Genomic DNA, 11,788 nt, shown 5'->3' with positions numbered 1-11,788 from the left:
TGCGGCGTGATGCCCCTCGCACGCTGTCGGATTGTCGACTCGAACGCGCAACCCGCACCCGGCTTCGCCGCACGCGTCGCCCTGGCGGTACTCCCCGGATAGGTCGAGACAAGCGCCGCCGGGCTAGTCTCGCCGGCATGCGGGGACGGTTCGGTGTGGCGCGGTGGTACGGGAAGCATCGGCGGCTCGTCCGCCGTACCCTCCTCGCGGTCGTGGTGGCTGCGGTGGTCCTGGCTGGCGGCACCGTCGCCAGCGTGCGGTGGGTCCGGGACGTCGCCGCCGGCCACCTCTACGACGAGGCCGACGTGCCGGCAGCGCCGGTCGCCCTGGTCCTGGGCACCAAGGTGGACGCGGGCGGTGCGCCGCCGCCGGTCCTCGCGGCCCGGTTGGAGATCGCGCGGTGGATGTTCGACGCCGGGCGGGTGAGCGCGATCCTGGTGTCCGGCGACAACATGAACGCCGACTACAACGAGCCCGAGGCGATGTCGCGCTGGCTTGTCGACCGGGGCGTGCCGGCGCACAAGGTGGTCCTCGACTACGCCGGGTTCGACACCTACGACTCGTGTGCGCGGGCCCGACAGATCTTCGGGGTCGATCGGGCCACGGTCGTCACCCAGTCGTTCCACCTGCCCCGGGCCGTGGCGTTGTGCCGGCGGCTCGGCATCGACGCGCAGGGGGTGGGTCACGACAGCGCGAAGCGGTACTCCCGGACCTGGCGGTTCGGGTCCCTGCGCGAGAACTGCGCCTGCCTCAAGGCCGCGCTGGACGTGCTGTCCGGGCGGGAACCCGCGCACCTCGGTCGCCGCGAGACCGGTGTCGAGGACGCCCTGCGTGACGCCTGAGCACGGTGGGGGTCAGCGCGGTGAGCGGGCGCTGTCGCGGACGACGAGTTCGGTGGCGAGTTCGATGCGAGGGCTCTCGGTCTTCTCGCCCCCGGCGAGCCGCAGTACCGTCCGGGCGGCCAGCATGCCCATCTCCGCGAGGGGTTGGCGGACGGTGGTCAGCGGTGGGGAGCACCAGCGGACCTCGGGTAGGTCGTCGAAGCCGATCACGCTGACGTCGTCGGGCACCCGCAGGCCACGTTTGCGGACCGCCTCGTAGACGCCGAGGGCCATCTGGTCGCTGGAGGCGAAGATGGCGGTGGGTGGGTCGGGCAGGGCCAGGAGCTGCGTACCCGAGGTGAAGCCGGACTCGTGGTAGAAGTTGCCGGGCCGGATGAGGGCGTCGTCGACGGCGATGCCGGCGGCCCCCAGAGCCGCGCGGTAGCCGTCCATCCGTGCTCGGCTGCACATCAGGTGCGGCGGCCCGGCGATGAAGCCGATACGGCGGTGACCGAGGCCGATCAGGTACTGGTTGGCGCTCAGGCTGCCCGCCCAGTTGGTCGCGCCGATGGTGGGTGACTCCTGCGGGTCGACGCCGGCCGGGTCGATGATGACCACGGGCAGGTGCAGCCGGCGCAGCTCCGCCTGTAACGGTGGGTTCACCATCGAGGTCACGAAGATGACGCCCTCGGTGGAGCGGGTACGCATGTTGTCGAGCCACTGCTTGGCCGAGGAGATGCGCCAGTGGATGGCGGAGACGACGGTGCCGACGCCGCTGGCGCGGGCGACGTCCTCCACCCCGCGGATGATCTCCACCGCCCAGGGGCTGTCCAGGTCGTTGAAGACCAGGTCGATCAGCGCGGCTTCGGTGCGCCGGGCCTGGGTGCGTCGGCGGTAGCCGTGATGGTTGAGCAGGGCCTCGACGCGCTCCCGGGTCTCGGGAGCGACGTCGGTGCGGCCGTTGATGACGCGCGAGACCGTGGGCACGGAGACACCGGCCAGTCGCGCGATCATCGCGATGGTGACGTTTCGGCCGTTGTCGGAGCCCACGGTCCGCTCCTTTGTGTGGCGGGGCGTTTCAGGTCGGTCGGTGATCTGGTGTCGTCACCCCTTGACGCTGCCGGTGAGGCCGCCGATCAGTTGACGTTCGGCCACGGCGTAGAAGCCCAGTGCGGGAAGCATGGACAGGACGACGTAGGCGAGCACCCGGGCGGTGTCGTCGGCGTACTGCCCCTGGAACGCCTGGACCCCGACGGGCAGGGTCCACCAGCTCTGATCGCTGAAGACGACCAGCGGGAGCATGAAGTTGTTCCAGCTCGTGACGACGGCCAGGACCGAGACGGTGGCCAACGCGGGGCGGGCCATCGGCAGCAGGACCCGCCAGAAGAACCCGAAGGAGCTGCAGCCGTCCAGGACGGCGGCCTCCTCCACCTCGGCGGGGATGGTCCGGAAGAACTGACGCAGAATGATGATGGTGATCGGCAGCCCGAAGGCGGCCTGGGGCAGGATGACGCCGAGCGGGTTGTCCAGCAGGCCGATGGAGCGCAGCAGGACGAACAGCGGCAGGATCGCCACCGCGAACGGGAACATCAGGCCGATCGCGAACAGGGTCACCAGGAACTCGCGGCCCCGGAAGGCGTACCGGGCGAAGACGAACGCGGCCATCGCCGCCGCGGCGACCACGATGAACGTGCTGGTGACGGCGATGAGCAGGCTGTTGCCGAGCTGCCGCCAGAACACGCCGGAGGCGAACAGATCGGTGTAGTTCGACGGCACCCAGGGATCGGGCAGGCCCAGCGGGTTGGTCGACAGCTGGCCGTTGTCCTTGAAGCCACCGATCACACCGAACCACACCGGCACAACGATGAGCGCGCCGACGCCGATGCAGACCAGGTGCAGCACGATGCTGCGGGTCCGCTGGGCGCTACTGGTCTTGGCGGTCATCGCTGGCCTCCCTGGTTGGTGATCGCGCCCGCGGTGTCCCGACGCAGGACGACGCGCTGGTAGAACAGGGCGAAAACGAGGCTCAGCAGGAACATGACCATGCTGATCGCGCTGGCGTAGCCGACCTCGAACCGGCGGAAACCGAACTGGTACATGGTGACGGCCATGGTCTCCGAGGAGTGGATCGGGCCGCCGCCGGTGAGCACCCAGACCATGTCGAACAGTTGGATGGTGCCGATGACCGACAGGAAGATGCTGATCCGGATCGTCGGCCCGAGCAGCGGCAGGGTGACGTGACGGAAGGCCTGCCACGCGGTGGCGCCGTCGGTGACCGCAGCCTCGGACAGCTCCTTCGGGATGCCCTGTCGGGCCGCCAGGAAGAGCATCATGTAGAGGCCGAAGTACTTCCAGGACACCACCAGGAAGACGGCGTACAGCACGGTGGACGGGTCGGCGAAGACCGCGCCCGCCTCCGCGCCGAGGAACTTCGAGACCGACTCGCCCAGACCCCGGTTGGGTGAGAACACCAGGGTGAACAGGACCGCCGTGGTGACCTCGGAGAGCACGTACGGCGCGAAGAAGATCAGCCGGTAGGCGGCTCGGCCGCGCAGCGGCTGGTTGAGCAGCATCGCCAGGGCCAGCGCGGCGGGTAGCTGCACGGTCAGCGACAGCAGCACCAGCACCAGCCCGCGCCACAGGTCGCCGCGGAAGGTCGGGTCACCGAAGGCGCGGGTGTAGTTGTCCAGCCCGATGAAGTTCTCCGGAAGCCCGAAGCCGTTCCACTTGTAAAGACTGGCGTAGGCGGCCACCAGGATGGGCGTGATGACCAGCAGCAGGAACAGGGTCAGGGCGGGCGTCAGAAAGACGGCAAGGACGCCACCCCGCCCCGGCCGGGGCTGGCGGCCGCGCCGTCGCGCGATGCCCGGCCCCGGTGCCGGCGGATCTGTCGCCGTGTCGCCGCGCCCTGTGTACGACACGGTCGATGGCCTGGTCATGCCTGCTCCACTCGGTTTCTATCGCCGGCTACGGATGGGTACGGGGTCACGATCAGACGGTCTTTGCCACCTGCGTGATGTCCTTGAGGATCGCCGCCGGCGCCTTCTTGCCCGCGATGATCTCGGCGACGCTGTCGTTGATCTGCTGCCCGAGCGCGGGCGCGTACGCCTGGTCGAGGTAGAGCTGGAAGCCGGTGTTCTTGGCCAGCGTCTCCGCGACGACCTTGTTGTTCGGGTCGCTGATGGCGTCGGTGGCGTCCTTCACCGTGGGCAGGACCGCGCCGGTCTTCGCGGACCGGCGCTGGTTGTCGACGCTGAGCAGGAACTTCAGGAAGTCGATCGTGGCGGGCGGGGCGTCCTTGCCGACGGCGAAGCCGTTGCCGCCGCCGAACACCTCGGTGGCGGTGCCCTTACCGCCGTCGACGGCGGGGAACGGGAAGAAGCCGAGCTTGTCGCCGATGCCCTTCTTGCTGGTCGAGCTGGACGCCTGCACCGCCGGCGCCCACTGACCCATCAGCTCCATGGCCGCGCCGCCGTTGCCCATGGTGGCGGCCTGCCCGTCCGGGGAGCCGTACTCGGCGCCGAGGAAGCCCTTCTGGAAGGGCTGCAGGTCGACGAGCTCCTTGAGCCGCTCACCCGCGGCGACCAGGTCGGGGGTGTCGAAGTTCTTGTCGTCGACGGCCTTCTGCAGCGCGCCGACGCCACCGATGCGCATCGCCAGGTACGACCAGTAGAAGTGGGCTGGCCACTTGTCCTTGCCGGCGATGGCGACCGGGGTGATGCCGGCGGTCTTGAGCTTGCGGACCGCGTCGAGCAGGGCCGTCCAGGTGGTGGGGGGCTCGGTGATGCCGGCGCGGGTGAAGAGGTCCTTGTTGTACCAGAACCCGACCATGCCGATATCGAACGGGATTCCGTAGATCTTCCCGTCGATCGTGTACGGCCCCATGGCGGCCGGCAGGATGCCGCTGACCAGGTCCTTCACGTCGTCGGTGAGGTCCTTGACCAGACCCGCGTCGACCTGCTGCTTGAGCACGCCGCCGCCCCAGGACTGGAAGAGGTCCGGCGGGTCGCCGGCCTGCGTGGCGGTGGTGAGCTTGGCCTTGAACGCCTCGTTCTCCAGCGGCTGGATGGTGAACGTGACGTTGCTGTGCGCGGTCTTGTACTCGTTGGCCATCGCGGCCCAGACCGGCAGCATCGGCTCGGTGTTCTGGATGTGCCACCAGTTGATCGTCTGCGCCGCGTTCGGGTCGCTGGACTTGTCGTCGCTGCTACAGGCACTCAGCAGGTAGGCGCCGGCGCCGGCGCCGGCGATGCCGAGCAGCGATCGGCGGGAAAGGTGCTCTGTCATGATCCATCCCTTCGGGGACTCACGGTGTGCTCGGACGCCGGCCGAGCCGGCAAGGGTTCGAACCTGGATCTCCGGAACTTTCATTGCTTCGTCGGTATTACCGATCGATGGCCGGGACGCTACGAGCAGTTCCCCCAGCGGTCAAGACCCCTGTCCTATCGCGATAAGACCGGCTACCGTACGAGGGGCTTCCAGTGATCTGGTCCCGCAAGTTTCCGGAAGTTTCACAGCCGCACCGCACAGAGGAGCCCCCGTGTCGACCGACACCGCTGACGTGGCGACCGCTGCCTGGTCGATCCGCAACCCCGTCCTCGCCGGGTTCCACCCGGATCCGTCGATCCTGCGCGTCGGCGATGACTTCTACCTGGCCACCTCGACCTTCGAGTGGTATCCCGGGGTACGCGTGCACCACTCACGCGACCTCGTGAACTGGCGCCCACTGGGTGGGATCATCACCGACCGCCGCCTGCTGGATCTGCGCGGCTGCGGCGACTCCAACGGCGTGTGGGCGCCCGACCTGACGTACCACGACGGGGAGTTCCACCTCGTCTACAGTGACGTGGCCAGCTTCGCCAGCGGTTACTGGGATCCCCAGAACTTCCTGATCACCGCGCCCGACATCGCGGGGCCCTGGTCCGACCCGGTGAAGCTGCACGGGCGTGGCTTCGACGCCGCCCTGTTCCACGACGACGACGGCACCAGTTGGCTGCTGAGCATGAGCGCGGACTGGCGTCCGGGCCGGGACCGCTTCGGCGGCATCGAGATCCAGCAGTACGACCGGGCCGCGCGGCGTCTCGTCGGCCGGCCCCGCATCCTGTTCACCGGCACACCGGTCGGGGTGACCGAGGGGCCGCACCTGTACCGCCACGACGGCTGGTACTGGCTGATCACCGCCGAGGGCGGCACGAGCTGGGAACACCAGGTCACCGTCGCGCGCTCGCGGGAGTTGTTCGGCCCGTACGAGGTGGACCCGGACGGGCCGCTGCTCACCTCGGTCGGCCGCCCCGACCTGCGCCTGCAGAAGGCGGGGCACGGCAGCCTGGTCCAGACCCCCGACGGTGGGTGGTACCTGGCCCACCTGGTCGGTCGCCCCTACTCACCCCTGGGCAACTGCGTGCTCGGGCGGGAGACCGCGATCCAGCGGGTCGAGTGGCCGGACGGTGGCTGGCCCCGCATCCCCGGAGGGGTCCCGGCCGAGGAGGTCGTCGCTCCGGACCTGTCGCCGCACCCGTGGCCCGAGGAGCCCGCCACCGACGACTTCGACGCCGCCGAACTGGAATCCTGCTGGTCGACGCTGCGCCGGCCGGCCACCCCGGACTGGGTCGATCTGCGCTCCCGACCCTCGCACCTACGTGTCCACGGTGGACAGTCGCCGGTGGGTCGCCAGGCGCCGAGCCTCGTCGCACGACGGGTCGGGGCGACGCACTGCTCGCTGGAGACGGTCGTCGAGTTCGACCCGATCGACCACCGGCAGCTCGCCGGGACCACCGCGTACTACAACACCCTGAACTGGCACCACCTCTACCTGACCCGGGCTGACGACGGCCGTACGGTGTTGGAGCTGCTCAGCTCGGACAACGGCCGGCGCACCCCGTACCCCGAGCTCACCGTCGACGCCAGCGGCGTCGCGCGGGTCGGTCTGCGGGCGGTGTTCGATGGGCCGGTGGTCCGCTTCGACTACGACCTCGGGGCCGGCTGGCAGCGCCTGCCCGTCGACCTGGACGCGACGATCCTGTCCGACGAGCACGCCGCGCTGATCATCGACGGGGAGCCGGCGGCGTGGGGCTTCACCGGCGCCTTCGTCGGGTTGTGGGTGCAGGATCTCGGTGGTGACGGGGTGTACGCCGACTTCGACCACGCCACCTACCGGGAGCACTGACCCACGCGAGGCGCCTCACGGCCGTTGGGCGACCGCGCGCAACTCGCCGAGGGTGGTGCGGAAGCCGTTACCCGACGCCGTCGCGTCCTCGGCGCGCAGGCCGGTCACGGCCATGGCCTGCGAGCGGGTGGCCGCGACGGCGTCGTCGCCGGATCCGGTGACGTCGAAGATGCCGAAGTCGCCGCTGAGCGTCCGGTACGTCGGCGTCGCGGTTCCCGCGTCCTGGGACAGGTAGAGGACCACGTTCTGACCCGACTCCAGGGTCGACATGTCGGCCATGTCGGCCACCCCGGCGTCGAGGCTGGCGAGCGTGATCGACGCTCCGGGGCGTACCCCGGATTCGGTCCTGGCCCGCAGCACCTCGTCGACCCGGAAGCCGGCGGACGCGACCTGGCCGCGTACGACGAGGTCCGCGGTCTCGGTGAGCTGCTGCACCGTGCCGTACCCGCGCAGCTTTCCCCGTGCCGGCGCGGGCGGCGCGCTCGTCGTCGGCGCGACCGCGGCGCTGGTGGCGGGCGCGGCGGCCGGCTCGGCGCCGTCGGCGCTGCCGCAGGCCGACAGCGCCGCGACGGCGAGCAGGGCGGTCGCGGCGGCCCACCAGGGCAGGGTACGGCGGAGATCGACTGCCATGGAACGCTCCTCGCGGTTCGGTGGCGCTGCTGACGCACACGGGTCGGTGCGCTTGCCGGCACCGTCGGGGCCCGCGCGCGGGCTGACGATAGCGACCGACGCGCACGGCCGCGCAACGGCCGGATGAACAAATGATCTTTGTCTCCGACGTGTCGCGTCGCGGTCTGATGGCCTGGCGGGACCGGTCACGTCGGCTCGCTCGCCAACCCGTCCAGGCGACGCAGCGCCCGTCGGGCGGCGTCCTGGTCGGCGGGCAGCAGCGGCAGTCGGACCGCCGGGGTCGGAATGCGTCCCCGCGCGTACAGCACCGCTTTGATGACGGTCGGGTTGGGTCCGGCGAACAGCGCGGTCGACAGGCCCGCGAGTCGATGACCGAGCGACCGCCCACGGACGACGTCACCCGCCTGCCAGTGGGTGACCAACCGGACGAACTCCGCCGCCGCGACCTGGGCCGAGGCCGCGATGGCACCGTGCGCGCCGAGGGCCAGCAGCGGCGAGAGGAGCGGATCTTCACCACCGAGTACGGCGAAGCCGGGCGGAATGTCGGCGAGGAGGTCGATCGTGTCCGCGTCGATCCCACCCGTGGCGTACTTGACGCCGACGACGCCCGGCACCTCGGCGAGCCGGCGGAGGTCGTCGGCGTCGAGTTGCTGCCCGGTCCGGTACGGGACGTGGTAGACGACCAGCGGCACCGGGCTGCCCTCGGCGAGGTGGGCGAAGTGGGCGAGCACTCCCGTCGCGCCCGGACGGAGAAACGGGGGCACCAGGCTCAGGGCCGCCGTCACCTCGGGCCGCTCCCCCAGGGCGCGTACCGCCGCGACGCTGTTGGCACCGACGAGCAGGCGCGCGCCACGTTCACGGCACACCGCGGCCAGGACGTCGAGGACCACGCGCTTCTCCTCGTCGCTGAGGGCGGCCGGCTCACCCGTCGTTCCCAACGCGACCACACCGGCCGCGCCGGCGTCCAGGGCGTCGAAGGCCAGGGTGGTCAGCGCGTCGATGGCGACGGCGCCGGACCTGTCGAACGGGGTGATCAGGGGCACGTACAGGCCGGTCAGGGTCATGTCCTCACTCTCGACGGACCGAACCGGGTAGGTCCAGTTCCGATTACTCACGCAATACCTAAGCTGAGCTGATGCTTGACGTCCGTCGCCTCGTTCTGCTGCGGGACCTGGCCCGTCTCGGCACCATCGCCTCGGTCGCGCAGGCACACGCCTACACGCCGTCCGCCGTGTCGCAGCAACTGGCCGCTCTGCAACGGGAGGCCGGCACCCGGCTGCTGGAGCGCACCGGCCGCCGGGTCACCCTCACGCCGACGGCGACCGCGCTCGTACGGCACACCGAGGTCATCCTGGCCGCGCTGGAAGCCGCCGACGCGACCCTCGCGGCCGCACGAACGGGACTGCGCGGGAGCGTACGCATCGGCGCCTTTCCCAGCGCTGTGCGCACCCTGCTCCCGGCGGCGCTGGTCACCCTGGCCCGCGACCATCCGGCGCTCGATCTGACGATCACCGAGTTGGATCCGGTCGACATGCCGGCCGCCCTGCGGAGCCGGCAGCTCGACGTCGCGCTGCTGCACGACTACGACATCGCGCCGGTCGCGCCCGATTCGGCGCTGGACTCCATCGCGCTGCTGGAGGAGACCGTCTACCTCGCCGTACCCCCGGGGGTCATGCCGGACGGCGGCGGCGCCGATCCGGTCGGCGAAGCGCGCGACGCGCAGTGGATCGTCGGCACTCCCGGGACGCTCTGCCACTCGGTCGCCCTGCACGTCTGCCAACTGGCGGGCTTCGCTCCGGCGGTACGGCACCACGTCGACGACTTCACCGCCATGCTCGCCCTGGTCGCCGCGGGCGAGGGGGTCGGGCTCGTCCCACAGCTCGCTTTCACGCGGCCTCCGCCGCAGGTTCGGCTCCTCCCGCTGGCCCTGCGCCGTCGCACGAGAGTCGCCTACCGCAGGGGTGCGGGTGAGCACCCCGCGGTGTTGGCGTGCGTCTCCGCGCTACGCAGAGCCACCACCGCCCTGCCCAGTGGAGTCCCGATTGACAGTTGATCGACATACTGCTATCTGTTAATACAGTTTCCTGATTCTCGCGGTGCCTTGGCGCCCTCCCCCACGCCGGGCACCCGACCGGTCGGCGGCATGCCGCCCCTTTCCCCCGAGGAACACCATGGTGCGTAAGAGAACAGCCGCCTACGCCGTGGGCACCCTGCTGATCGGCGTCGCGGCGGTCGGCTACGGCCTGCCGTCGGCGAGCGCCGCGACCGCCGGCCGGATCACCGGCCTGGCCGGCAAGTGCGTCGACGTGGCCGGCGCCAGCTCGGCCAACGGCACAGCGGTGCAGCTCTACGACTGCAACGGCAGCGCGGCCCAGACGTGGACGGTGGGTAACAGCGACAGCTCGATCCGCGCGCTCGGCAAGTGCCTCGACGTCACCGCCGCGTCGACCACCAACGGCGCCAAGATCCAGCTGTACGACTGCAACAGCACCGGCGACCAGAAGTGGACCGCCGGCAGCGGTGGCACCCTCGTCAACACCGCCTCCGGCAAGTGTCTCGACGTGACCGACCGCAGCACCGCGAACGGCGCCCGGCTCCAGATCTGGACCTGCGGCGGCACCACGAACCAGCAGTGGACCCTTCCCGGCGGCAGCACCCCCACCCCCACGCCGACCGCCAGCGGCTCCACCGGCACCAACCTGGACGACCCGGCGAAGAAGGACGTCGCCATGCAGCTCGTGTCGGCGGCGGAGAACTCCTCACTCGACTGGCGTGCCCAGTTCTCCTACATCGAGGACATCGGCGACGGTCGCGGCTACACCGCCGGCATCATCGGCTTCTGCTCCGGCACCGGCGACATGCTCGAACTCGTCCAGGCTTACACGAACACCAAGCCCGGCAACGTGCTCGCCGGCTACCTGCCGGCCCTGCGCGCCGTCAACGGCACCGCGTCGCACTCGGGCCTCGACCCGAACTTCACCCGCGACTGGCGCACCGCCGCCAACGACTCCGTGTTCCGGGCGGCACAGGAGGCCGAGCGGGACCGGGTCTACTTCAACCCGTCGGTCCGCGACGGCAAGAACGACGGGGTACGCGCACTCGGCCAGTTCGCCTACTACGACGCGTCGGTCATGCACGGGTACGAGGGCATGCGTCAGATCCGCAGCCGCGCGCTCACCCGGGCGAAGCCCCCGGCGCAGGGCGGCGACGAGCGGACCTGGCTCAACGCGTTCCTCGACGAGCGGGTCATCGAGATGAAAAAGGAAGAGGCCCACTCGGACACCTCCCGCGTCGACACGGCCCAGCGGGTGTTCCTCAACAACGGCAACTTCAACCTGAACACGCCGTTGGCCTTCGCCGTCTACGGACAGCAGTTCCGCATCAGCTGACCTGCCGGCGGCGCCACGGTGGTCGCGCCGCTGCCAGTTGCCCCGATTGGGCATGCGGGTGGCGGCGCGATCGCCGTCGGCGTCGTCCGACGCCGACCATGTCCGGCACACCGGCCAGCGGTCGTTGACGTCGTCGGTACGCTGCGGCCTGTGTGGGATGTCGTGGACGCGGTGGGGTCAGCGGCTGGCGCACTGCTTGCGGCGATAGCGGGGTTCGTCGCATACCGGCTTTACAAGATCGAGTCCGAGCGTGATCGACGTACCGAGATGCAGTGGGCGAGGCAGCAGGCAGCGTCGATCGGTGTGTGGATCCGCGACGACGTCGCGCCACTGGATCGTGACGAGGACGAGCCGGAGCCCGTATCGGAGCCCGAGCTGACCTTTGTGGTGACAAACATGTCGGCGCTTCCGATCTACCGGCTGTCGGTGCATTTCGATCTGGGACAGGACATCGCGCTGCGCGTCGTCACCCAGCGAGACGTCCTGCTGCCGGGCGAGCGTTTCGAGACTCAGGTTCCCTCCGAGATCGAGGGTGCACGCCGCCGTCCAGTGTTGACCTTCAGGGACAACGCGGGAGCAGAGTGGTGGCGCGACTCGACGGGCCATCTCGGCCGAACAGGTCACGAACGCCCCGTGGACGAGGACGAGTCCGCCGACGACGAGTGAGGTGAGCTTCACCCCGTTACCTTTTTGATCGTCCCCAGTCGGGGACCCTCGGTCGCCCGGCCCGGTATGACTTCCTGCCCCTGTCGTTCGGATGATCCGGGGGGTGTTGTCGCCAC

General features: G+C 70.1%; 11 protein-coding genes. 5 read left to right on the top strand and 6 right to left on the bottom strand.

Annotation, left to right across the window (positions count from 1 at the left end; genetic code table 11):
* The first annotated feature begins 137 nt into the window (after positions 1–137).
* Positions 138–842 carry a SanA/YdcF family protein gene (locus ACLQ25_RS07880; RefSeq protein ID WP_425730226.1) on the top strand — a complete coding sequence of 235 codons (705 nt, stop codon included), beginning with the start codon at positions 138–140 and terminating at the stop codon, positions 840–842.
* Positions 843–854: 12 nt separating this feature from the next.
* Here ACLQ25_RS07880 and ACLQ25_RS07875 read toward each other — a convergent pair whose 3' ends face one another.
* The 4 genes from ACLQ25_RS07875 to ACLQ25_RS07860 form a co-directional block, all read right to left on the bottom strand.
* Positions 855–1,835, bottom strand: coding sequence for a LacI family DNA-binding transcriptional regulator (locus ACLQ25_RS07875; RefSeq protein ID WP_425730335.1), 981 nt, complete (start codon positions 1,833–1,835; stop codon positions 855–857).
* Positions 1,836–1,925: 90 nt separating this feature from the next.
* On the bottom strand, positions 1,926–2,765 hold the full coding sequence (locus tag ACLQ25_RS07870; protein WP_355048125.1) for a carbohydrate ABC transporter permease: 840 nt from the start codon (positions 2,763–2,765) through the stop codon (positions 1,926–1,928).
* Positions 2,762–3,760 (bottom strand): carbohydrate ABC transporter permease, encoded by a 999-nt coding sequence (locus ACLQ25_RS07865; RefSeq protein ID WP_425730225.1) that lies wholly within the window; start codon positions 3,758–3,760, stop codon positions 2,762–2,764. Before ACLQ25_RS07865 ends, ACLQ25_RS07870 begins: the two co-directional genes overlap by 4 nt.
* 52 nt (positions 3,761–3,812) lie before the next feature.
* Positions 3,813–5,108 (bottom strand): extracellular solute-binding protein, encoded by a 1,296-nt coding sequence (locus ACLQ25_RS07860; protein ID WP_425730224.1) that lies wholly within the window; start codon positions 5,106–5,108, stop codon positions 3,813–3,815.
* A gap of 253 nt (positions 5,109–5,361) precedes the next feature.
* Between ACLQ25_RS07860 and ACLQ25_RS07855 the strand changes: the two genes are divergently transcribed.
* Positions 5,362–6,987, top strand: a complete 1,626-nt coding sequence (locus tag ACLQ25_RS07855) for a glycoside hydrolase family 43 protein (RefSeq protein WP_425730223.1) — start codon at positions 5,362–5,364, stop codon at positions 6,985–6,987.
* Between the two features lie 15 nt (positions 6,988–7,002).
* Here ACLQ25_RS07855 and ACLQ25_RS07850 read toward each other — a convergent pair whose 3' ends face one another.
* Positions 7,003–7,617 (bottom strand): hypothetical protein, encoded by a 615-nt coding sequence (locus ACLQ25_RS07850; RefSeq protein ID WP_425730222.1) that lies wholly within the window; start codon positions 7,615–7,617, stop codon positions 7,003–7,005.
* 185 nt (positions 7,618–7,802) lie between these two features.
* Positions 7,803–8,681, bottom strand: a complete 879-nt coding sequence (locus ACLQ25_RS07845) for a dihydrodipicolinate synthase family protein (RefSeq protein WP_425730221.1) — start codon at positions 8,679–8,681, stop codon at positions 7,803–7,805.
* 71 nt (positions 8,682–8,752) lie between these two features.
* On the opposite strand from ACLQ25_RS07845, the gene ACLQ25_RS07840 reads away from it, so the two are divergent.
* The 3 genes from ACLQ25_RS07840 (at position 8,753) to ACLQ25_RS07830 (ending at position 11,672) form a co-directional block, all read left to right on the top strand.
* Positions 8,753–9,670, top strand: a complete 918-nt coding sequence (locus tag ACLQ25_RS07840; protein ID WP_425730220.1) for a LysR family transcriptional regulator — start codon at positions 8,753–8,755, stop codon at positions 9,668–9,670.
* A gap of 118 nt (positions 9,671–9,788) precedes the next feature.
* The gene (locus tag ACLQ25_RS07835) at positions 9,789–11,006 is read left to right on the top strand and encodes a chitosanase (RefSeq protein ID WP_425730219.1); all 1,218 of its coding nucleotides are present in this window, start codon (positions 9,789–9,791) and stop codon (positions 11,004–11,006) included.
* Between the two features lie 150 nt (positions 11,007–11,156).
* Positions 11,157–11,672, top strand: coding sequence for a hypothetical protein (locus tag ACLQ25_RS07830; RefSeq protein ID WP_425730218.1), 516 nt, complete (start codon positions 11,157–11,159; stop codon positions 11,670–11,672).
* Positions 11,673–11,788 lie beyond the last annotated feature (116 nt).

This window comes from Micromonospora sp. DT44 (genome assembly GCF_049841635.1).
GTDB lineage: Bacteria > Actinomycetota > Actinomycetes > Mycobacteriales > Micromonosporaceae > Micromonospora.
This window is presented reverse-complemented; position numbering and strand designations above follow the sequence as displayed.